This is a genomic window from Bdellovibrio sp. MYbb2 (assembly GCF_056175685.1).
In genome coordinates this window covers 281344-304146 of record NZ_JBJKJI010000002.1, presented here as the reverse complement: position 1 = coordinate 304146, position 22803 = coordinate 281344, and the positions used below count along the sequence as shown (strand labels likewise).

At 49.7% G+C, this 22803-nt stretch carries 17 protein-coding genes, 2 tRNA genes and 1 pseudogene; 5 read left to right on the top strand and 15 right to left on the bottom strand.

Going from position 1 to position 22803, the window contains the following annotated elements; translation table 11 throughout:
• Positions 1–125: 125 nt before the first annotated feature.
• Positions 126–947, top strand: a pseudogene (locus AC04MQ_RS11400) (recombinase family protein); the annotation flags it as partial.
• A gap of 792 nt (positions 948–1739) precedes the next feature.
• Here the strand turns inward: AC04MQ_RS11400 and AC04MQ_RS11395 are convergent.
• From AC04MQ_RS11395 to AC04MQ_RS11375, 5 genes are all read right to left on the bottom strand, one after another.
• Positions 1740–1815 (bottom strand) — tRNA-Glu (locus AC04MQ_RS11395).
• A 27-nt stretch (positions 1816–1842) separates the two neighbouring features.
• Positions 1843–1918, bottom strand: a tRNA-Lys gene (locus AC04MQ_RS11390).
• A 154-nt stretch (positions 1919–2072) separates the two neighbouring features.
• A complete protein-coding gene (locus tag AC04MQ_RS11385) occupies positions 2073–3371 on the bottom strand; it encodes an adenylosuccinate synthase (protein ID WP_475392112.1) in 1299 nt (432 codons plus the stop codon).
• A 61-nt stretch (positions 3372–3432) separates the two neighbouring features.
• Positions 3433–4419 (bottom strand): D-2-hydroxyacid dehydrogenase, encoded by a 987-nt coding sequence (locus tag AC04MQ_RS11380; RefSeq protein ID WP_015090611.1) that lies wholly within the window; start codon positions 4417–4419, stop codon positions 3433–3435.
• Entirely contained in the window at positions 4416–5579 is a 1164-nt protein-coding gene (locus tag AC04MQ_RS11375; protein ID WP_475392111.1) for a pyridoxal-phosphate-dependent aminotransferase family protein, read from the bottom strand. Before AC04MQ_RS11375 ends, AC04MQ_RS11380 begins: the two co-directional genes overlap by 4 nt.
• Before the next feature lie 75 nt (positions 5580–5654).
• On the opposite strand from AC04MQ_RS11375, the gene AC04MQ_RS11370 reads away from it, so the two are divergent.
• From AC04MQ_RS11370 to AC04MQ_RS11360, 3 genes are all read left to right on the top strand, one after another.
• On the top strand, positions 5655–6236 hold the full coding sequence (locus AC04MQ_RS11370) for an LptE family protein (RefSeq protein ID WP_015090613.1): 582 nt from the start codon (positions 5655–5657) through the stop codon (positions 6234–6236).
• Between the two features lie 15 nt (positions 6237–6251).
• Complete coding sequence (gene holA / locus AC04MQ_RS11365) at positions 6252–7262, top strand: DNA polymerase III subunit delta (protein WP_015090614.1); 1011 nt, start codon at positions 6252–6254, stop codon at positions 7260–7262.
• Between the two features lie 68 nt (positions 7263–7330).
• Positions 7331–7699 (top strand): PilZ domain-containing protein, encoded by a 369-nt coding sequence (locus AC04MQ_RS11360; protein WP_015090615.1) that lies wholly within the window; start codon positions 7331–7333, stop codon positions 7697–7699.
• A gap of 6 nt (positions 7700–7705) precedes the next feature.
• Here the strand turns inward: AC04MQ_RS11360 and rpsT are convergent, their stop codons facing one another.
• Positions 7706–7969 (bottom strand): 30S ribosomal protein S20, encoded by a 264-nt coding sequence (gene rpsT / locus AC04MQ_RS11355; RefSeq protein WP_011163955.1) that lies wholly within the window; start codon positions 7967–7969, stop codon positions 7706–7708.
• A gap of 145 nt (positions 7970–8114) precedes the next feature.
• Here rpsT and murJ point away from each other — a divergent pair, with 145 nt between their 5' ends.
• Entirely contained in the window at positions 8115–9593 is a 1479-nt protein-coding gene (murJ, locus tag AC04MQ_RS11350) for a murein biosynthesis integral membrane protein MurJ (protein WP_475392110.1), read from the top strand.
• Here murJ and AC04MQ_RS11345 read toward each other — a convergent pair.
• The 9 genes from AC04MQ_RS11345 to AC04MQ_RS11305 form a co-directional block, all read right to left on the bottom strand.
• Positions 9565–11214, bottom strand: a complete 1650-nt coding sequence (locus AC04MQ_RS11345) for a HAMP domain-containing methyl-accepting chemotaxis protein (RefSeq protein ID WP_015090617.1) — start codon at positions 11212–11214, stop codon at positions 9565–9567. The two genes, murJ and AC04MQ_RS11345, sit on opposite strands and share 29 nt — an antisense overlap.
• A gap of 170 nt (positions 11215–11384) precedes the next feature.
• Positions 11385–13034 (bottom strand): methyl-accepting chemotaxis protein, encoded by a 1650-nt coding sequence (locus AC04MQ_RS11340; protein WP_475392109.1) that lies wholly within the window; start codon positions 13032–13034, stop codon positions 11385–11387.
• 195 nt (positions 13035–13229) lie between these two features.
• Complete coding sequence (locus AC04MQ_RS11335; RefSeq protein WP_041577356.1) at positions 13230–13883, bottom strand: hypothetical protein; 654 nt, start codon at positions 13881–13883, stop codon at positions 13230–13232.
• A gap of 16 nt (positions 13884–13899) precedes the next feature.
• Entirely contained in the window at positions 13900–16029 is a 2130-nt protein-coding gene (locus AC04MQ_RS11330) for a tetratricopeptide repeat protein (RefSeq protein ID WP_015090620.1), read from the bottom strand.
• Positions 16030–16052: 23 nt separating this feature from the next.
• Positions 16053–16817, bottom strand: coding sequence for an outer membrane beta-barrel domain-containing protein (locus tag AC04MQ_RS11325; RefSeq protein WP_475392108.1), 765 nt, complete (start codon positions 16815–16817; stop codon positions 16053–16055).
• A 15-nt stretch (positions 16818–16832) separates the two neighbouring features.
• Complete coding sequence (locus tag AC04MQ_RS11320; RefSeq protein ID WP_015090622.1) at positions 16833–18299, bottom strand: AgmX/PglI C-terminal domain-containing protein; 1467 nt, start codon at positions 18297–18299, stop codon at positions 16833–16835.
• A gap of 15 nt (positions 18300–18314) precedes the next feature.
• Positions 18315–18563, bottom strand: a complete 249-nt coding sequence (locus AC04MQ_RS11315; RefSeq protein ID WP_041577360.1) for a hypothetical protein — start codon at positions 18561–18563, stop codon at positions 18315–18317.
• Positions 18564–18578: 15 nt separating this feature from the next.
• Entirely contained in the window at positions 18579–22292 is a 3714-nt protein-coding gene (locus tag AC04MQ_RS11310; RefSeq protein ID WP_475392107.1) for a tetratricopeptide repeat protein, read from the bottom strand.
• 4 nt (positions 22293–22296) lie between these two features.
• The gene (locus tag AC04MQ_RS11305; RefSeq protein WP_015090625.1) at positions 22297–22800 is read right to left on the bottom strand and encodes an ExbD/TolR family protein; all 504 of its coding nucleotides are present in this window, start codon (positions 22798–22800) and stop codon (positions 22297–22299) included.
• Positions 22801–22803: the final 3 nt, after the last annotated feature.

Here is a 22803-nt window from a genome sequence, read left to right as displayed (position 1 = left end):
GAAGTTGTCACGCTCTTCAAACTTCTGGTAGAGATCAGTAAAAGAAAAAGACCGCATGAGTCTCAAGATGGCTAAGATCTTCTCTTTCTGAAGCCATCGAGTTAAAATTATGTTTGGGGTATTAAATGTTACCAAAAAAAATAAGAAATAGAAAAGCCATCGCACTACTGCGTGTATCTAGCAAAAGGCAAGAAGGCAATAACTCTCATCAAGTTCAAGAAGAGAAAGTTGTAGAATATTGTGGGGAGTTTGACCTTGAGTTGGTCGACACAAGAAGGATTGTTGAATCCGCGAAAAGATCGGATCTTCGAAAGAAATATGCTGATGCTATTCAGACGGCACTAAGAAATGATATTTACAATGTTCTTTTCTATATGAACGATCGCGAGGCTCGTAATCTTACAGACAATGAGAACAATGAAAGGCTGGTTAAGGAAGGAAAAATCTGTATTCACTATGTGAATGACCGGAAGGTTCTTCATTCAAAAAGTCCTGCTTCTGATTTTTTAATGAGAGACTTCTATGCTGTTCAAAATAAGAACTACAGCCGTGTCTTGAGTGAAAAAGTGAATGATGCCATGAGATTCAAAGCAGAAACAGGCTGCTTTCCTGGGAATCGTCCCCCATTGGGATACATTCATCAAAAGATAAAAAGCGCTTGCGGAAAAGAGATGAAACGAGGGACTGTTGTTGTTCCAGATACGAATGAAGGAAATCTACGTTGGGTGCGCCGAGAGTTTGAACTCCGCTCTCAAGGCATGACGATTGAGCAAATTAGAGATCGAATCTTAAGTGAAAACTTAGTTCCTCCCTCGAAGCGCTATAGCTATTCTGTTCATGGAGTGGAGGAGCGGCTTAAAAACAAATTTTATTGGGGCTCATTCGACTGGCAAGGGATTGAATACAAGGGCAATCATGATCTTATCATCGACAGGCAGACACTTCAGTTGGTGAAGGCAAGCTTTGGTCTTAAGGGTACATACAATCGCACCAAGCATCTGCAAGCATTGTTTTCAGGTGGCTGGCTTCGTTGCTCCCATCCGGAGTGTGGTCTTCAGATTGTCTATGACCCAAAGGAAAAGAAAAACAAAAAGAAGGGCACAGTTCGTCGTTTTGAATACTATCGCTGTGCTAACTCCAGAAAGCTCCATAAAAGCTTAAAGTACGTCACTGAGGGGCATTTGTGGGAGCAGTTTGAGTCTGCCCTTGGTGGGCTTTCTATGACTCCGGAAATGGCAGAGAGAGTATCTTTGGCATTGAATGAGTATGACCTAGCCGCTAGGAAGAATGTAGAGGTTGAAGCCCGTAGGGTGCAGGTATCAATTGCAGAGCTGCATGAAAAGAAAGACAAGCTAATGGATCTTTACCTGGCTGGAGGTTTGGACTCCCAGGAATACAAAAGGCAGTCTCAAAGATTCCAAGATGAAATAGCAAAGAACGAGAAGCTGTTAGAAGAAATAAAGCTGTCTCAAGACGATTCTTGGAAGATAACAGCCCAACGTGTATTCGAACTCGCTATCAATCTGAAATCACTTTGGAAACAAGGAAGTGAGGAAGAGCGACTGCAAATACTGAAAAAGCTCTATTCGAACCCAAAATTGAACGAGAAAGAGCTTTTGTTAGAACCACGGCGTCCGTTCCTAACTCTCAGTAATATAAAGGAAAAGATGATTGAAGAAGAGGTTCAGAAAAAACAAAACCCAGAGCTTTTAGACTCTGGGTTAGTCGATAAAACAAATTGGCGTTCCCAAGGGGATTTGAACCCCTGTATCCTCCGTGAAAGGGAGGTGTCCTAGGCCCCTAGACGATGGGAACGTTTAGAGAAAACAAACGAACTAAAAATGGTGGCTCGCGATGGATTCGAACCATCGACCCCTTCATTAAAAGTGAAGTGCTCTACCAGCTGAGCTAGCGAACCACTGTCCGTTTGAGGAAGTGCTAATTTGTAGTAAGAGGGGTCCAAAGTCAATACACTTTCTTGCAGTTTTTTAAATATTTTTGCGATTTTTTGATAAAAAAAAGGCCTTTGCTCAAGCTCTGAGCAAAGGCCCCCTAAAAACTGCTAACTCTGCTTAATTGTTGAACAAAGGCTTGACCCACAGTGTCTGTTCTCGGCCCGGTCCGACGGAAATTACGTCAATCGGTGTGCCCAATTGTGAGCCCAGATAGTCAATGTAGTTCGTTGTTGGGCGCGGAAGATCCGAAAGTGTTTTTACTTTCGTCAAATCTTGAGTCCAACCAGGGATCCATTCGATCACGGGTTCCACTTTTTCCAGTTCATACGGTGACGTTGGCAGATCGGTGATGATTTCGCCGTTTAGTTTGTACGCTGTGCACACGCCGATGCGATCGTGGCCCGTCAGTACGTCTAATTTCATCATCGCCAGATTCGTAATACCATTCACACGGATTGCGTATTTCAAGGCAACCAAGTCCAACCAACCACAACGACGGCTTCTGCCCGTGGTGGAACCAAACTCGTGACCGTCGGTTTGGATCTTTTTGCCGATTTCATCATTCAGTTCAGTCGGGAATGGACCGCTGCCCACGCGAGTGGTGTAGGCTTTGAACACGCCGATGACTTTCTGAACGCTGGCAGGGCCGATACCGGCACTGGCGCACGCGTTGGAGGCCAGAGTGGAAGAGCTTGTCACAAACGGATATGTTCCGTGCAGAATATCCAGCATCGTGCCTTGCGCGCCTTCGAACAGAACTCTTTTTCCGGACTTCAAACTTTTGCTGATAAACAGCGAAGTGTCCTTCGTGCGGTACGGAGCCAGTTCTTCAGCCACGGCCAGAAGATCCTTGATCAGATCATCGGCTTTGAACGTTGGGCCTTTGTAGTAGTTCTCCAGCATGAAGTTCTTTTCAGTCAGTGCCAGTTCCAATTTCTTTTTCAGATTGTCTTTGTCGAAAAGATCACCGAACAAAATCGCGCGGCGGGAAGCGCGGTCTTCGTAAGCCGGGCCGATGCCTTTGCCGGTGGTGCCGATCTTGCCATCGCTTAACGCGGCTTCGCGAGCAGCGTCCAGAGCTTTATGATATGGCAAAATCAAAGTCGCCGTATCCGAGATTAAAAGTTGTTTTGGGTTTTGTAAAAAGCCTGTGTCTTTCAGCTTTTTGATTTCATCGCGGATTGAGAAAACATCGATCACGACGCCGGAGGCGATCACACATGTTGTTTCCGGGCGCAGGATGCCGCTGGGAACAAGATGCAGAACGGTTTTTTGTCCGTTCACTACCAGGGTGTGGCCAGCATTGGCTCCGCCCTGATATCTCACAACCATGTCCGCTTTTTCAGCGAACACATCGATCAGTTTACCTTTACCTTCATCGCCCCATTGAGCACCGACAACAACAACGCCTGACATAATACGTACCTCTTAAAACAGACCCTAGAACTGTCTCTCAAAGAGGGGATATCAGGCAAGTTTATTCGCCCTTAAATGGAGCCGCCCCATACCAAGGGGCCCTTGGCGGGAGGGTGTCAGACGTCGATCCGTCCACAAAAAAGGCCATAAGCTTATTAGCTGCAATCTGGGAGGCTTTAAAGAACGCGTCCTCTGTATTGGCTCCAATGTGCGGAGTCAAAACCAGGTTCGGGTATTTCAGCAAATTAGAGTTTCTGTTCAAGGGCTCTTTTTCGTAAACGTCCAAACCCACCGAGCGCAGCCAGCCTTTTTCCAGGGCTTCGCACAGATCGTTTTCGTTGATGACCGATCCTCGGGATGTGTTGATCAGAACAATCCCGCGGTGGATGTATTCAAACTGCGAGCGGTTCAGCATGTGCTCGGTTTCAAGTGTTTTTGGCACGTGGAAGCTGATGACATCGGCGGTTTTTAAAACCTCTTCGTAGCTGAGGCGGGGAATGTGCAGACGTTCAAAGACCTCGTCTTCCTGATAAGGGTCGTAAGCGACAACATTCATCCCGAAGGCTTGCGCCAGTTCGGCCACGCGGGATCCAATGCGTCCCAGGCCCACAATGCCATAGTTTCTGCCGGCCAGTTCAATGCCGGTGATTTGATCGCGGTTCCATTCACCAGCCTTCACCATTTTGTGCGCGGCCTGAATGTTGTTCACGCACGACAAAACCAAGCCCCAGGTTAACTGAGCGGCCGATTCAATGTTCGCCGTCGGTGTGTGCATGACAGTCACGCCCCATTTTTGCGTGGCTTCCAGATCAATGTGATCAAAGCCGCTGGTGCAAGTCACAATCAGCTGCAGTTGGCGGGCCTTTTTCAAAAGTTCTTCGTCAATTTTAGTGCGGCTGCGAATGATCAGGGCGTTGGCACTGACCAGATGTTCCAGTGGCAGGTGCTGGGGGTTGTCGCTGCGAACAACTTCAAATTGGCTGTGCTGCTGCAAGTACAGGAAGCTGTCTTGCGCGAAGCGGTCGGTGATCAGGATTTTTTTCTTCACGGATTTTGCTCCAGCCAGTTTTTTGCCTCGGTAGTGATATTGGAAATATGTTCCAACGACATAAAGTCCGAATCAAAGTGGCGCAGGGTGTGTCCCAGGCATTCCACCAGGCGAATCAGTTCGTGGTCCTGGATGTAGCCCATGTGACCCACGCGGATGATTCTGCCTTTGGCCTGATCCTGTCCGCCCATGATGGTGATGTTGTGAACTTCCTCCAGATGCAGGCGGATTTTTTGTCCGTCCATCTGTGGTGGCACTAACAAAGCAGTCACCGAGTTGCTGGGGGACTGTGCATATAAAGTGAAACCCAGTTTCAGACCAAAGATGCGGGTGAAATCTGCGCGGCGATGAATATCGTGGAAAAGTTTTTCCAAGCCCTGCTGGGAAATCATGGACAACACCACATCCAAAGCACGGATCAAAGCGACGTTGGAAGAATAGAAGGTTTCACCGGCAGCGTTGGCATTTTGTTCTTTGCGGATGTCAAAATAATATCTTGGTGATTTGGCATCGGGGATGAATCTCCACGCCTTTTCCGAAAACGAAAGCAGCGACAAACCTGTCGGCAGCATAAAGGCTTTTTGCGATCCCGCGACGATCCCGTCAATGCCCCAGGCGTCCATCGGCAGCGGGTAAGCACCCAGTGCGGTGATGGCATCCACCAGGAACAAAGTGTCGGGGTACTTTTGAATGATTTTACCCAAAGCTTCAATCGGGTGGGCGACGGCCGTGCTGGTTTCGCACGCCTGGCAAAGCACGGCGCGGGTGTCAGGATTTTTCTGCAGCAGTTCTTCCACTTCAGAAACTTTGACGGCTTCGCCCCAAGGGACGTTGATGGTCAGAACTGTGGCGCCAAAATGCGCAGCCATGTCGGCCCAGCGCTCGCCAAATTTGCCTGAAACAATGGCAATAACTTTGTCGCCGGGTGACAAGGTGTTGACCAGTAAAGCTTCCATCCCGCCAGATCCGGTGGAGGTCAAAAGATAGACATCTTGTTCGGTTTGAAAAACAGTTTTGATCTGAGCCAGAACTTTCTTAAGGATTTTATCGAATTCCGGAGTGCGATGGTGAATCATCGGCAGTGCCAGCGCTTTGCGCACCTCAGGATGAATATTGACGGGTCCCGGAGCCAGCAAACTGTAATCGTCTTGAGTTGCCATATTTCTTCCTTGATTGCGTCGCGCAGTCACCATTTCTGTGATGACTTCCTGCTAAATTTATACTCAACTGGGGCCGTGGACGCAATATTTAAAGCTTTTCGCATCACTCTGATTCTGTCGCTATTCCTTTCGGGATGTGCTTATCGTCTGGGCAGTGGCACGCGCAGTATTCCGGGCGGCTACAAGCAGATTTCTGTGCCGATTTTCAAAAATAAAACACAGGAAACCGGGATCGAAGTGGCGTTCACAAACACACTGATTCAGGAATTCCAGCGCTCGCGAGTTGCCCGAATTGTGGACAATTCTTTGTCGGAAGTGGCAGTGATCGGGCAGATTGATTCTGTTCAGTATCTTCCTGGTGCAAAACGTGTGGCCGGGGACTCTTCCGCGCCTTATTTGCCCAATGGAACTGTTGTTGCGTCAGAGTATCGTATCTTGCTGAATGTGACGGTGAAAGTCGTGCGTCAGGCAGATGGAACAGAGCTGTGGAGTGGGTCCTTCAGTGGAGAAAGAACATACGCAGCACCTCAGGTAACGCTGGCCGGTGTTAACTCTATAAATCCGCTTTACAATCTTTCTGCGCGAAGGCAGAACATTGACCTCATGGCTTATGACATTATGTCCGAGGCCCATGATCGTATCACTGAAAACTTCTAGAAGGATATTCAACTCGTGGCACTCATCGATGCGCAGAAATTTTATCGCGATCTTGAAAAAGGTCAGACTGCGCCATTGTATTTCCTTTTCGGTGAAGAGCCTTACCTGTTGAACCAATCCGTTGAGCGTTTCAAGTACTCTGTCCTGACTGAAGGGGCGGTGGATTTCAATTACAGCCTGTTCTATGCCTCTGATGCCGATGTGGTGTCCGTGCGTGATGCCGTTGAAACTTTGCCGATGATGGCTCAGCGTCGTCTGGTGATCTTGAAAGAAGCTCAGGAACTTACCGACAAGGAATGGGCCGAGCTTGAGGCCCTGTTTGAATCCCCGGTGGACAGCACCGTTTTTGTGATTCTGGCGTCCCGCGTGGACAAGCGTAAAAAACAGATCCGTCTTTTGCTCGACAAAGCCGACTGTGTTGAATTCAAAAAGCCTTACGAAAATCAGATTCCTTCCTGGATCAACTACATCGCCCAGTCCCTGGGTTTGACGATCAGTAACGATGCCATCCTGCTTTTGCATAAGCTGGTGGGGCATCACCTGACGGAAATCGAAGGGGAGCTTAAGAAGCTGGGCGAATTCGTGGGCGAGCGCCGTATTGAAGTGGCAGACGTGGCTCAGGCTGTGTCTCGCTCCAAGGAAGAAAACGTTTTTGATTTTACCAAGGCCATCGGCGAAAACGACCGTGTAAAGGCGCTGGAGCTTTTGGTTCACTTGCTGGATCAGGGGCAGAACGAGATCGGGATCGTGTCTTTGGTGGCCCGCCACGTGCGTATCCTGCTGACTTTGAAGCGGGGAATGGAAGAAGGCCTGCATGGAGCGAAGCTTGCGCATTTCGCTCAGGTGCCGCCTTATTTCCTGGAAAGCTATCTGGATCAAGCCCGACTTTGGACTGCTAAAAAGCTGGAACAAACCCTGGTGGTTCTGTCTGAGACAGACAAGGCTTTGAAGTCCTCACCATTGTCCAGTCACATCTGGCTGGAAAACCTGGTTTTAAAGACCTGCGGCACTCAATACGCCATGTGAACTACTCCAGCGAAGCTGGAGTGCAGACAATTTCAAGTTGATAGCTGAATAGACCGATAAGCTTTGTGATGAACAAAGCCAACTCTGCATTTGAAGATAAAGGTTATTTCCGCCGCCAGTATCCGCGTCGTGCGATGAAACGCAAGATCGGTATCCTGTGCGATGGGACTTACTTTGTCTGTGAATCCGGAGAAATCGGCGAGGGTGGTATGTCCATTGTCACCGATTACGTTCTGACCGAGGGCCACGAGGTGGTGGTCAGTTTCCAGGTGCCGGGTGGGGACTTTGTCTTCCTTCGCGGCGTGGTTCGTTCGACGCAAAAAAAAGAGGGTGACCATAAAGTCACCCACGGATTGAGCTTCAATCAGATCGCGTTTTCTACAAAACGACAAATTCGCGCCTTTGTATCAGCGCGAACCCAATCAGAGTTGAATTAAACCCAATTACTTCGTTGCAGAAGCGCGAGTAGAAAGACGGCTGATCTTGCGGGATGCAGTTTCTTTCTTGATAACGCCAGTTTTTGCAGCTTTCATTACTTGAGAAGAGAAGTTCTTCAACAATTCAGGAAGAGCTTTCAGATCTTTCGCTTCGATAGCTTTAACAAGTTTTTTCTCAGCGGTTTTTACAGTGCTTTTACGAGCATTGTTAACAGCAGTTTTACGGATAGACTGACGAGCTCTTTTTGCTGCAGACTTATGATTTGCCAAGGGATAACCTCCACAGTAACTTTTATAGACGAACCAAAGGGATTAACATAGGGTGTCTCACGAAGCAAGTGGATTAAAAGAAGATCGCAAAAAGGTCCTCAAAAGCGCCTTTTTAATGGCCTCCGGGACGTTAACGAGCCGCATCTTGGGCCTTTTCCGGGATATTGCCCTGGGGGCTTTGTTCGACCGGGCGGTCACTGACGCGTGGACCGCGGCTTTCCGTATCCCTAATCTGTTCCGCCGCCTGTTCGGGGAAGGCTCCCTGGCTGTGAGTTTTATTCCCGTTTTCATGCAAACTCAATCGGAAGATCCCACCGGTCAGCGGGCCCGAAACCTGGCAAATGCCTTTTATTCGCTGCTTTTGGTGGTTTTAGGGGTTTTGACCCTGCTGGGTATTGTCTATGTCGAGCCGCTTTTTCGTCTGATTCTTTCTTCAGAGTACGCTCTGGATGCCGCCAAGTGGGAACTAACCCTGCGTATGGGGCGGATCATGTTTGGGTTTGTCTTCTTCGTCTGCACTTATGCCTTCTATATGGGGATTTTGAACGCCCTGGGCAGTTTCGGGCTGCCCGCTGTGGCGCCAGCGCTTTTAAATGTGTCTATGCTGGTCTTCACCTTTATGCCGCCGCAGTGGTTTCCCGTGCATGGGGATGGTTTGGCGTGGGGCGTGCTGATCGGGGGGCTGTTGCAGGCGCTGCTGTTGGCGGTGGCTTTAAAACAGCGAAACTATCTGCCGCGATTGCAGACGATGATGTGGACCCCGGAAGTAAAAACCGTGGTGCGGGGAATGCTGCCGGGGTTGATCGGTATGGGGCTTTTGCAGTTTTCAACACTGGTGAATCTGTACTTTGCAAGCTCCCTTCCGGAAGGGTCGATTTCTTATATCTATTGGGCGGACCGATTGCTGGAGCTTCCGTTGTCATTGATTTCCGTCAGCATCGGGGCGGCGCTTTTGCCTAGTTTAAGTGATTTCGCCAGTCGGGGACTGAAAGAAAAATTCCAGGAAACGGCCGAAGAAAGCTTCCTGATGAATCTGTTCCTGGCGTGGCCAGCGGCACTGGGGCTTTATATCCTGGCGGAACCGATCATTGAGGTTCTTTTCCTGCGGGGCAAGTTCACCGCGCAGGACGTGCAGATGACGGCGGCGATCTTGCGTATCTATGCTGTCAGTTTGTTGCTGGTGTCCTGCAGTCGCGTTTTGATGCCGCTTTATTATTCCGTCAAAAACACGAAAGTTCCCATGGTGCTGGCTTTGGTTTCATTGGCGGTGCATGTGGCGCTGGCTCCGGTGCTGATGCGACAGTGGGGGCTTGAAGGGCTGATGATTTCAGGTGTGGCGGCGGCATTAATAAATGCGGTGCTGCTGATGGGACTTTTGAAAAAGTATTCCCCGGGAATCAGGATGTCTGTGCTGTTTCGTCCGGCATTGAAGTTTGTTCTGGCCGGGGCGGGGATGGTGATATCGCTGCAGGCTTACGAACTGCTGATGGCCCAAACAGGAAGAGGGCTGCAGATTCTGGCCCTCTTTATCACGATCCTGCTGGCGGTTGTCGCCTATTTCGGTCTGGCTTACGTTTTGGGTTGCGAGCAGATTTCTAGAATCCGTCGGTCGTCCCCACCTTAGCTCTTTCATCGTCATCAAATGGAATCACATCCTGGGAAGCGGACTTTTTCGGAGCCACGGCCTTCATCGGAATAACATTGGATTTTTTGTTCAAAGCCGGTTTGGTTTTCGGCTTGGACTTCGTAGTTGCCTCTGGATTTGAAGTGGCCTTGGCCACTTCGCTCGTGCCGACAACAACCTCGTTCAGTTCCACGGTCAGATTTAAGGAAGTCGTTGCCAGATTGTTGATCTCGCCACTGGTTGCGGCAATCTCTTCAGCGGATGCGGCGTTGCTTTGTGCGGCCTGATCCAGCTGGTTCATGGCTTTACCGATTTGCTGGATGCCGGTGGTCTGCTCAGAGCTTGCCGCGGCGATTTCGTTGTTCAGGTCAGAAACTTTTTTGATCGAGTTTACAATGTTCGTCAGAACAGCACCGGACTTGTCCGCTGTCGCGCTGCCTTCTTCGATCTGAGCCACGGAATCTTTGATCAGGGAAGAGATGTCCTTGGCGGACGCCGCACTTCTTTGTGCCAAAGTTCTGACAGCTTCCGCCACCACCGCAAAGCCTTTACCTTGCTCACCGGCACGGGCGGCCTCAACCGCGGCATTCAGCGCCAGCAAATTGGTCTGGAAGGCGATATCATCGATCACATGAATGATCTCTTCGATCTTTTTGGAAGACTGGGAAATCGAAGTCATGGAGGTGATCAGGTGTTGAATTTCTTTTTCACCCTGTTCAGCGGAATCACGCGAGCTTGCAGACAAAGCGGCTGCTTGTTTGGCGTTGTCCGAGTTCATCTGAACCATGGAAGTCATTTCCTCCAGGGCTGCCACAGTTTCTTCCAGGGAAGCGGCTGCTTCAGTAGAAGACTGAGACAAAGAGTTGCCTGCTTCGTTCAGCTGTTCAACTGCGGATGCCACTTGGCCGCCGGCGGTTGTAAGACGATCTGCGACCGATCCTACGGAAGAAGCAATCTTGGCTGCAATCCACAGAAGGACCGCAAAAACGGAAATGCCGGTGGCCGCAGACACCAAGTAAATCAGATTTTTAACGTAAGCTTCAGTGGAGCTGGCCTGCTTGACGCCATCTTTTGCCATTTGCGAATAGATGTCCGTGACAGCGATATTCCAGTCACGCACCTTTTTGCCGATTTCCACAAATCGTCCGTCCAGAAGAAGTTCGGCCTCTTTGGCTTTTGCGGGGTCAGCTGAACCGATCAAAGCCAGAACTTTGTCCATCGTTGCATAGTATTCCGCAAAAAGAGGTTTGACGGTTTGATATGACTTGTCTTCTTCCGGCGTTCTTGGAATTGGATCGTACACTTCCTGCGCTTTGCGGAACTCATCAACGCCTTCGCTGGCGGCTTTCAGATAGGAAGCAAGTTTTTCCGGCTCGTCCAGATGCTCCATCGCGGCCCAGGAACCATACAGGAATTTATTCCGGGCGGCACGCATGTCACCGACCATTTCGAAAGTGGGGATGACTTGTTCATTGGCTACATCCAATAGCTGCACGACATTCGTGATTCCGTTGATGGCGATGGATCCCAGGATCGCAAAGCCGACCACAGGCATAAATGCTGCCACGAGCAGTTTGCCCTTAATTCCTTTGAACCAGCTGGATAATTTAAATTCCGACATAGGTAGAGTCTCCGTAAAAGTCTTTAATGGTTTCTTAACAGATAATTATTCGGAATTTAAAAGAGTGCTTAGTAGTCCAGAATTAAAAATACGAATAACGGGGGAGAAAAAATAAGAAACCCCACGGAGGTCGTGGGGTCTTGTTAACAAATCTTGATGTGTTTGCGAGACTAGAATCCGTCTGTTGTTCCGACCTTTGCACGGTCATCGTCATCAAATGGGATCATGTCTTTGGATTCTTTGCGGGCCGGAGTGGCCTTCATCGGGATGACATTGTTCTTCTTGGCCATCGGTTTGTTGAAGGCCGCGGCTTTTTTTGTCGCCTTTGCCGTCGTTTCAGCAGGGGCTTCAGCCAACACGCTGCCGCCACCCAGGATGATGGTGTTCAGTTCCAACGTCAGATTCTGATTGGTTGCTGCCAGGCCGTTGATTTCACCGCTGGTCGCCGCGATTTCTTCCGCGGAAGCGGCATTGCTTTGGGCTGCCTGGTCCAGTTGGTTCATCGCCTTGCTGATCTGCTGAATGCCCGTGGTCTGTTCAGAACTTGCGGCGGCGATTTCATTGTTCAGATCAGAAACTTTTTTGATCGAATTCACAATATTGGTCAAAACCGCACCGGACTTGTCAGCGATCTCGCTGCCGCTGTCGATCTGCGATACGGAATCCTTGATCAACGAGGAAATATCTTTGGCAGAGGCCGCACTTCTTTGCGCCAGCGCGCGAACTGCTTCTGCAACTACTGCAAACCCTTTGCCTTGTTCACCGGCACGGGCGGCTTCCACCGCGGCATTCAGGGCCAGCAGGTTTGTCTGGAAGGCGATATCATCGATGACGGAAATGATTTCTTCGATCTTTTTGGAGGACTGGGAAATTTCAGTCATGGAATGAATCAAAGACTGGATTTCTTTTTCACCCTGTTCGGCGGAATCACGCGAGCTTGCTGAAAGGGCCGCGGCCTGTTTCGCATTGTCAGAATTCATCTGCACCATAGAGCTCATCTCTTCCAAAGCGGCCACGGTTTCTTCCAGTGATGCGGCAGCTTCAGTGGAAGACTGGGACAAAGAATTGCCGGCTTCATTCAGCTGTTCAACCGCCGAGGCCACTTGACCTCCTGCCGTGGAAAGACGGGAGGCGATAGAGCTGACTGAATTTGAAATGCGGGCGGCGATCCACAGCAGGATTGCCAGAATGGAAAGGGTGGAAGCCACCGTCACAAACAGTGTCAGGTTGTTGATGCGGATGGAAGCTTCTTCAGCGGCTTTGTCATCTTCAGCCGCCAGGTTGTTGTAGTACTTCATGGATTCAGAACTCATCTTGTGCATGATGGTGCCGATTTCCCAAAGACGGCCGTCAAGTTGGGATTCAGCCATGGCAAAACCTTCCGGAGTGCCTGTGCCAATTTCTTCAATCACCAGATTCAGAAGCTTTTCATATTCTGCACGGTTTTGTTTGGCTGGTTCAAAAGCTTTTTCCATTTCCGGAGTGAACGGGGTGGAGGCATAGTTATCCAACGCGGCCGTGAACTCTTTCACCGCTTCTTTGGCGATGGCAAGGCGCTCGTTGCGTTTTTCAGCGGTCTTCACACTCATCGCTGCGAAGACCTGATAGCCGTACTTATTGCGAGCCTGGCGCATTTCTGCAAGGGCCTGCAGATTCGGGATGATGTTCTTGTGGGAATTTTCCAGATAGGCTTCAAAACCTTTCATGCCCTGATTTGAAATCGTATAGACAATTCCGAAACCAATGACGGGCAGGGCTGCAGCGATAAGTAGTTTTCCTTTGATCCCTCTGAACCAGGATCCGATACCGGTGGCGTTCATTTTTACTCCTCAATTTTTTATTTAGTATGCTAAAGAAATATTGACCGAGAATTTTTCGGACTTCTTAATTCCGGGGTGGAGTCCAGTTTTTCATTACCTTTGCAACGAAAGTGGATGAACGTCAGGCATAAAAAAAGGGACTCTTCCGCGGGCGGAAGAAGTCCCTGGGTGGTTCTTGAATTTATTCGGATCTGACTATTTCACTTCAGCCAAAGAGTTGTAGCTGTCGCTGATCTTCTGCTGTCTTTCAACTTCTTTGCTCCAGCGTTTGACTTCGCCCTGGTAGCCGCGCTGTTTGGCTTTCCATTCGTTTTCTTCGCTGGCCAGGCCGCGAAGTTTCTGGTTCACCTGTTCGTTTTGCTCTTTCAGATTTGCAGCGCGGGAATTCCAGATTTTCTTTTCTTCCGTCAACTGGGACATCTGCAACTGATAGTCGTTGATGTTCAGCTCACGCTTTTTCTGGTTTTCCTTGATTTTGGCAATCATGGCTTCCAGTTCGGCGATCTTCTGGGTTTCCTGCGCCATTTTGTTTTTTTCATCGTTGATCAGACCCTGAATTTCTTTTTCCTGACCACCGATGCGGCCCATGGCCTGATTGTTTTCTTCAGCCTGCTGCAGAACCTGCTTCTGCTGGTTTTCCACCTGGGATTTGGCTTTGGCCACTTCTGACAGATTTCCATCCACGGTTTTCAGGTTCTTTTCGTATTCCTGAAGGTTGGTTTTTGAATTGTTCAGATTGCCTTTGATTTTCTCAAGGCCCTCTTTGGCGGAGTTCTGCGCCATTGCGGTTGTGCCAAGACTCATCAAAACACCTAGGGACAAAGTCGTCATTGCTTTAGCGAATTTCATCTTGAAAATCCTTTCCTTATTGTTCAGACAAGCCGGCCACACTGCCGTCCTGACCTTCTTGGGCACAAACATTTTTCAAAGAAGAACGATAGTGACCCACTTCGTCCTCCCAGATTTCACCTTTAAACTTCCAGTTCAGGGATTTTTCCTTCTGAACTTTCAGCTCTGGACGCTCTTTTTCGTTGATCTCTCCACCAGCCATTTGATAGCGGATGTGTTCACCGGCGCCAGAATACAGCTCGTACTGCAGAACATCGTTCTGATCCAGAACCTTGTCCAGACCTGCCAGCATCTCGTCAAAGCGGCCTTTCAAAGCCTGGGAAGCCTGGGCACGCAGCACAGTTTTTTCTTTTTCAATACGGGCCATGCCGGTTGCACGCAGATTCTTGATGGAAGTGCGGGCTTTCTTGGCAATGTGGAACTGGATGCGATAGCTGAGCAGTTTCTGCTCGGCCTTTTGCACTGCCGCCACTGTGGATGCAGAAGGGCTGTCGCCTTTCAGTCCTTTTTTAGCGTCAGCCAGTTCTTTGTTGGCTTCGTTTTGTTTCGCAATCAGCTCGCGCTCTTTTTTTACCAGCGTCAGTGCGATGCGGTTGAATTTCACGATTTCGTCTTCATAGGCGTTGATCTGCTTTTGCACACTCATGTAAGCAGGGTGGCGCGCCAGTTCCACGATGAAGGAACGAGGCAGACCGTCAACTTCCTTCAGGTCCGAGTTTTTCAACCAGCCTTTGACAGTTTCATAGTACGCAGATGTGTCCTTGTGCGAAGTGCTGTAAGCAGCCAGTTTCTGCTTCCAAGGAGCGTATTTCTTTTTCATTTCATTCAGCACCTGCACACCGTCACCGTATTGGCACAGGTTCAGGTAGCCCACCGTACGAACCACATAGGATTCCGGAGAAAACGCGTTTTTGAAGAAATCCGTGTGCAGCGAGAACATGTTGCCGGCAGCACCTTCATAGTCCTCACCCAGGATCTGGGTCCACGCACTTTCCACCATGGCCTGCAGCCACAGAGGATTGGATTTGTCGACTTTCAGGTAAGACTGGAAGGCTTCTTTATATTGGCTTTTCTGGAACTGCATGCGCGCCAGAGTCAAAGCACCCACAGAACGCAGCTGGGATGTCTTGTCAGCATCCGTTGCCGCCATCAGCTTTTCCAGATAGATGGTCGCTTCCTCAACTTTGCCCTGGCGATAGTTGAACAGGGCATTCAGCAGCAGAGCCTCGGGATAACGCGGGGACTTTTCGCCGATAAAGATCAAAGCGTCTTCCATCAGACCCAGTTGGCCTTTGTCAGAATAATACTTTGCACGGGTGATCTGATAGTCATCATTTTTAGTGATGTCCATTTCATACTTGATCACCAAAGGATCGATGAACGCGATGTCCGTGGTTTCCAGAGTATTGATGTTCTGAACCAGAGCTTCCGTGGCTTTTTGCTGCCATTCTTTGGCTTTGGTTTCTTGCGCCACCTGAATCATGTACTGACGGAATTCTGAGTTCAGACCCAGGCCCTTGGCAGTCATGGCATAGTGGTACAGGGACTCGATGCGATGTTCCGGATCCTCGATCAGTTCCGAGAACAAACCCATCGCCAGTTCATAGTTTTTCTGGATTTCCAGGAAGATCAAAGCCTGCAGCAGTTTGTAGTCGTTCGGCTGCATATCTTCAAGTTTCGCCAGTTGCACCAGAGGATCCTTGGTCACCGGATCTGCCACCGGATTCAGAATTTTTACATCCGGAATCTTGTTAAAGGCATCAGCTGATGTCAGGGATTTGGCTGGATTGACCACGTCGGTGTAAGGCTTCAGGACAAAATCAATTGCCACTGGAGATTCACGGCGACGAGTGTCTTTCAAAGTGACTTCGCGGGAAGCGGGGAGGCGCAGCGGGCTCATGTCTGAGGCCTCAAGTTCGCGCTCTTCGCCGACATCCAGCAAAGGAATGTTTTTAACCTTAAAGACCTCCACTTTGCCTTTCACGACTTTCTTTTGATAGACATCAAAAGTCGGGACCAGACTGGATTTGACCTTCAGGCTGGCAGCCGCCGGGCGGCCGCCTTTTTTAACTTTCAGTGCGGGCTCAGCCAGAGCCGTGCCGCAAAGAAATGGAATAGTAATCAAAATGCTTAATGACTTGTTCATAAATCCCCCCACCCTGGAGAAAATTAATGCCAGTACGTGATACCAATCATCAGTGATGTATCGTTGATCGTTTCACTGCCCAGATCACGCTGACCGCCCACAACAGTACCGCCCACGTTAGTGCCGGGAGCATAGTACTTCATCTTTTCCTGAGTGGACCAGGTGTTGACCAAATCCGCTCTGATCGCAAAGTGCTCAGAGAAGAAGATCTGCTGGAACACGCCCAGTTTGTAGGCCATGGTGTCTTTGGATACGTTTCCTTCAGCCTGGGTGATTTCATAGTTCAGTGACCCCACACCGAACGAGATACCCATGTCGAAATAGATGATGGCTTTATCAACCACGCTCATTTTCGCATAGAAAGGAACCCAGATACCGGAAAGGAAATAGGACGATTTGAACACGTTGTGATCTGGAATCACGCCATAGGTGTCAACGAATTGTTTTACCGCATCGTTGTCCTTCAGGCTTGCTGAGTTGTAGGTACTCTCAAGACCCCAGCGTTCATTGAAGAAATACCCCAGGCTTCCGCCCGCGATAGTTCCTGTGCTGTAAGGATCATTGAATGGAATACCCGCCGCACCGGTCAGATAGAAACGCTCCGCTTTCACGTAACGTCTGTTCTGAACGACACTGAAGTCGTCGTCTTTGGCTGCCCAGTATTTCTGCTCCAGCTTTTTGATGTCCAGCTTGTCGCTGCCGCGTTGATCAGCTTTGCTGTCTGCCGCTTGCTGTGCAAATGCCTGAGATGCCGTCAGGATGAACATTACAATTGTCTTCTTCAACATGATATAACCCCCGCCTTAGTTTGTACTTTTGAATAAGAATGGATAAGTCACTAGCACGCGCGTTCCCCCCTGTGGAGCAGGAAACTTCCACGCGGCAACCCTATTCAATATACATCCCTCAACGGTTGCGTTCTTAAGTGTTGTGTCGCCAATAAGCTGCTGTTCAACCTGACCGGATGGACCGATCGTGAATTTCACAGCGACCTTACCGAACAGATCCGGTTTGGCACTCAGTTGTCTTTCATAGCAATACAGAATCTGACCCAGTTTGGATTTGATGTACTGAGCGATGATTTCGCGGTCCAGACCGCCGGTGATTTCACCTTCCTCTTCGATCAGACCCACGCCACCGGAACCAGTGCCGCCAGCTGCCAGCCCCCCCATGCCGGAAGCGCTGCCGCCACCGCCACGGCCGACGGTACCAACACCGCCACCGGAACCTGCACCCTCGTTGCCCCAGTCACGACCGGAGCGTTCCATGCTGCCAACCGCAGCCAAGGCACGACCGGAAGCGCCGGAACCCGCTTTAACACCCGTAGCGATCACCACGTTGCCACTGCGAGCCGCCTGTGCGGAAACCTTCCCCAGAAGCTGGGAAATGCGTCCACCGGAAAGGGACTTCATCATTTTTGAAACTTTGCTGCCACCAGTAGGCATCTCTGCCGTTTTCTGATTGGCTGCCGGAGCTTGTTCTTTCACAACCACCTGTTGGGCAGGGGCGGACTCCGCTTTTTTGCGTTTGGGCTTGATTTCAGTCTTTACGATGATTTTCTGCGCCGCTTTTGGCGGAGCCGCAACCACCTCAAGCTCCTGGGATTTCGGGGCGAACAAGCCCACAGTCACCAGGAACAAAGCCGCACCCAGAACGATGAACACACCTTTTTTGGAGTCTTCATCCATCAGCTGGTCTGTGGAAAGGCGGGCCATGCGGGCCGCGTCTTCCAAAGAAACGGTTCTTTGTTTCACTTCAAGGTCGCCAACCATTTGTTTGTGCCATTCCTGGGAAGGAACACAAGACACCACTGTTGGAGTCAGTGCCATGGAAGGTTTGAATTTTTTATTCATTGGCAGGATCTTGGTTTCAAGAACCTGATCGTTCTGCTTCACGATGTAAAGCTGGAACTGCTTGCCGGCTTCACGTTGTTCTTTACCGGCTTTTTCCAGACGCAGATACAAATCCGCCTCTTTCACCACCGGAGTGAACTGCAGCGTGCAATCGCCGATTGTCAGGGATTTTTCCTCGTCCAGGCGCAAAGCCGGAGAACCCTTGGCAGAGGCACTGGTGTTCATGTCCATATCGACATACCACCATGCACCGTCACGGTATTCAAAAAGACCCTGGATGCCCTTGGAATCCGGTGCGATGGAGATAACATCGGCCAGACGGGAGGACCCGAAGGTGTGTGTTGTGTTGTTGGATCTTAACTTCCAAGTTTTCGCCGTCCCGTTTTTCAGGGATTGACGTACAATCAACGTGAGCATGTGTTACCTCATGAATTAATTATTCAAGTAGAGAGCTGATTCACGGATGCGGCCATCCATATCTTTTTGCACATCGTAAAGAGGCATAAACTTGATGCCTCTTTTCTGCACAAGATAGGCGCCGTCAGGGTTCCGAATCGTTCCCTTAAGGTTCATGTCACCGAAATTGACTTCCTGGACTTTACGGACTGTTCTTTGTTTGGCAAAGCCAGTCGATGCTCCCAAGAGAATGAAAGCAACCATCGCTGTGATGATAGATTTCACTTGTACCCTCCATAACTACAAGTCTCCCGAGATTACGTGCTGACCGACTTTGTTTTGATTTTTCAAATACTGTATTTTCTTACCCAACCAGTCGCGCATTTCCAATTGCTGACTGGCTTTAAATGCTCTTTCATAAGAATCCAGCGCAAGCGTTGGACTCTGTTTGTAGGTCTCAAACAAGTGAGCCTGCTGCAGAAGGAAATCAGTGTTGTCTTTCTTGCTGCCAAGCAGGTCTTTCACCACACTCAGTGCTTTGTCGACTTCACCCTTCTGGGCGTAAGCTTCACTCATCAGAGTGCCCACGTTCAAAGTATACAATTGATCTTTAGAGATTGCAGACAAATTTTCAATTGCCTTCGTAAAATCTCCCTCTGAGAATGCCTTCACTCCAGCGAAAGTTTTCATTTCCGTCGAAGACATTTGCATGTCTAAAACTTTATCGAAAAACGGCATCGCGGAATTCATGCCGTCTTCTTTGTAAAGCAGACGGGCTTTCTGGTAAACGTAAGGTGCGGCTTCCGGCTGGTTTTTCAACGCAGCTTCAATCATCCACAGCGCTTTGTCGTTATAACCGCGGGCATCAGCACCGACGCTGGCATAGAACAGCCCCAGGGCGCGCGTGTCTTTTTGTTTCGCAAGCTCCAGACCCAGTTTTTCCACCATCTCGTACTGTCTAGAATAGTAACAATTTCCTGCAACTTCGAGCGCGTTTACGTTCGCCAGCTGGCCGGTCAGAATTGCGCTTCTGTTGCAGGTTTTCGGAGTGCGGGTCTCAAAACGGGACACCTTGCCGATGGTCATATCAGAAGAAGCCGGCAGGTAAGCCGTCATCTTTTCCGGAGCAGGGTAGTGAGCCACTGGCGGAACTGTCTGATCCACACGGAAGGATGCGAAACTGCGCTCGTTCGTTGCGGCCTGACCTTTTGCTGCTGCCAGAACTTTCAGTTTGGCTTCGTTTTCATTCTTCTTGTCCTGGATCGGAGCTGTCAGCTTGGCGATCTCGCCACGCAGAGCTTCCTGATCCGCAGGAGTCAAAGACGCTGGCAGAGGCATGTTTGTCAGACTTGAAATGAAGTTGTCATAACAACGGTCAATACCGCGCATGGCTTCCAGCTGCTGGAACGGGTCTTTGGACATTTTCAGCGTGGTGTAGTAAGCCGTGTGGGCCTTGTCCAGTTTTTCAGTCTTCATGGAAAGCACCATCGCGAATTTTTCCTCGCGGGCTTTCACGCTCTGGGAAACCAGTTCCTTTTCAAGAATGCGAGCCTGAATCAGGCGGGCTTCTGCACGGATTTCCGGAGCCACGTCACGACCGTTGGCTTTCATCGCCAGATCAAATGCCGCAGTTGTTTTGCCGGAATCAAGCAAAGCTTTTGCACGATCGATCATGATCTGAGTCGTGTACGGCTCAAGCCCCTTTGCCAGGATCTGGTTCTGGATTTTTTCCAGTTCGCCAGAGCGTGGTTCGGCTTTGTAGGAATCCATCAGCTTGCCATAGATACGCTGCAGGGTTTTGTTGTCAGCCCCGTTCAGGATACCCATGTAAGCGGCGCGGGCTTCCTTGTTTTTCTTTTCCAGAAGATAGATGTCCGCCGCCAGCTCCAGGTGAGTGTTGCGGTTTTTCTTGTCCATGTCCGCGATCTTCAGAAGAGTCTCTGCGGATTTGGAGATCTGACCGACATCAGCGTAAGCCTTGGCAGCTTCTTTCAAAGCGTCCAGGTTTCTTTTGTCGTCGGGATTCTTCTGTACGAACTTCATGGAAGCTTCAGCAGCATCATAGATGCGGCCTTCGCTGTATTGCAGGCTCAACGCCTGCCACAAAGCATCCTGCGCCAGTTTCGAGCCTTCGTGTTCTTTGGCGAAGGACATCAGCTTTTCGGAAGCCTGGTTCTTGTCGCCTGTTTTTGCGAATTCCTGAATCTCTGTGAAGTGCGCTTCTTCCATCAGTTTGTTCATGTTCTTCTTGCGGCCCTCATCAGAGCTGGAAGCCATGACTTTTTTGGAGAAGTCCTTGATGCCCGCATAGTCTTTGCGCAGGTTCATCATGTCCAGGATCAGGTCCTCTGATTTTTTCTTGGTTTCTGCGTTTTCAGCCCCTTTCAGGGATGTCAACGGCATCAGCCACTTTTCAGCCTCTGGATAGTTGGCTTCTTCGTAAGCGATGTGACCGATTTTGAATTTGATCAAAGTCGCAAATTTGCCAGTCGGGTGCTTTGCCAGATAGTTGGACGCAAGCTCTTTGCGTTCAGCTTCTTTAAGCGGATCTTTTTTCTTTTCGATGCTCTTTTCTTTGGCATACAAAGCGGCATAGTTCGCATCATGTTTCATGACCGGTTCAGCGGATTTGTCGCCGACCATTTTGTACTGAACGCTGGCTTCGTCATACTTTTGCAGCTGGAACAGCAGTTCCGCGTAAGCAAAGCGCGTTTTCAGGTCCGGCTTGGTTGGGTCCTCGTTTTCCAGGATCAGTTTGAACAACTGCTGGGTCAGGTCCGAGAATTCCATGTTTTGTTTGTTCTTAAGCCAGATCTCCCACCATTTTTTAGCCATATCCAGGCTGGTGTGACGGAAACCTTCCACGCAGGAAGTTTCCAGCACGTCGGCTTTCTGCATGCCTCTCCAGGCCGAATCCCTTTTGCAAAGGTCAGAAGCGTATTGCAGATGGTTGATGACCTTGTCACGTTTTTTCAAAGTTTCGTTGGCCTCCACCAAGAACAGGTGAGAGCGCACCACGTCCGGACCCATCGAGCGCTTGTCGATGTATTCTTCCAGGAAGATGTTCATCTCTTTCTGGCGGCTGTGGGATTCGTAAAGTTTTGCCAGGTCGATCATGGACTGACCCAGTTCTTCTTCGGTGGCGATGTCTTCAAAGAAAGAATAAAGCTTGTTGGCAGGATAAGAGTCACCAATGAACACCGTCAGGTCACGCATGGCCTCACGGCGCAGGTTGTGGCGATTGGTTGGAACTTCGCCGTCCTGCAGGGCTGGGTTGGTTTTTACAACCTGAACCAGTTTTTTGATGCCGTTTTCAGAATCGCGCATGTTGTAGTAAGCCCACGCGGCTTTGTACATGCCGTAGGAATAAACACGGCTGTTCGGGAATTTTTCAACGCGCAGGAAGTGTTCCAGCGCCTGGGCGAATTTACCCTGATCATAAAGCAGTTCACCGATCGCCAGCGTACCGTCAGCAATCAGCGGGGATTTTGGGAATTGAGAAAGCAGTTTGTTATAAAGAAGTTCCGACACCTTGTACTGCGCAATCTGCTGATTGGCGAAGGCGTTATTGAACAGCACCGCATCCATTTGTTTGAAACGCGGGAAGTCCATTTCAAGTTTGGTGTAAATTTTGATCGCGCGTTTGATGGCCTCAGAACCGCGTTCGTTCGGCACCGGGAACGGCGAAAGCTTCATCAGGGGAGTGTCCTGATGAAGGTCAAAGAAGCGGCCGGACTTGGAGCGTCTCATGTACAGCTCCGCCAGGCGGTACCACAGATCAGCTTCGTTCTTGGCACCTTTGTTTTTTTTGATGATAACCTGCAGGGACTCAATAGCTCTGTTTTCAGAGCGAGTGATCATGATCTCGCTGCTGAAGGCCTTTTTCTCGTTATCGCTTTCACTGCCTTGGGTCATGCTGACTTCTGGAAGAAGCCCTTTGGTGTTTTTGTCGGCAGCAAAACAGTAATGTGAGAACAGATGAAATGCTAGAAGCAGAACTATTGTGCGAATCATAAACTTATTCTCCAACCATGGTGACAAGCTTCAGCTGAGGGAACCCCGCCATCGAAGCGGTGTACATCACTTTTCTCAGCGTCGCGTACGGCAGATCCTTGTCTGCCTGCAGAAGGATACGGCCCTCTTTCACGTGGGCTTTGTCCTTCTCGGTTTCGGACTTGGCAATTTTATCCAGCTCCTGGAACAGAGGCTTGATGAAATTGGAGTCCTTGTCTTCCAGATCCTGAGGCAGGAAGTCGGCATTCTTGACGTCTGCAATCTTGGTCTGGTCAATTTTCAAAGCGTCCCCACTGAGTGACAGTTTGATGGACTCTGTGGCGTTGGTCATAGACGCGGACGTTGGCAGACGCAGGTTGTTTTCCGGGATGATCTGCACATCAGAAGTTGAATAGCTCTGCAGCAGGAACACCAGCATGATGGTGAACATATCTGTCATGGAAGTGATATTCAGGCCGAACGTGGAGTTTTTCTTGGTCTTTGGCTCGTATCTGCGACGACGTGACATGTG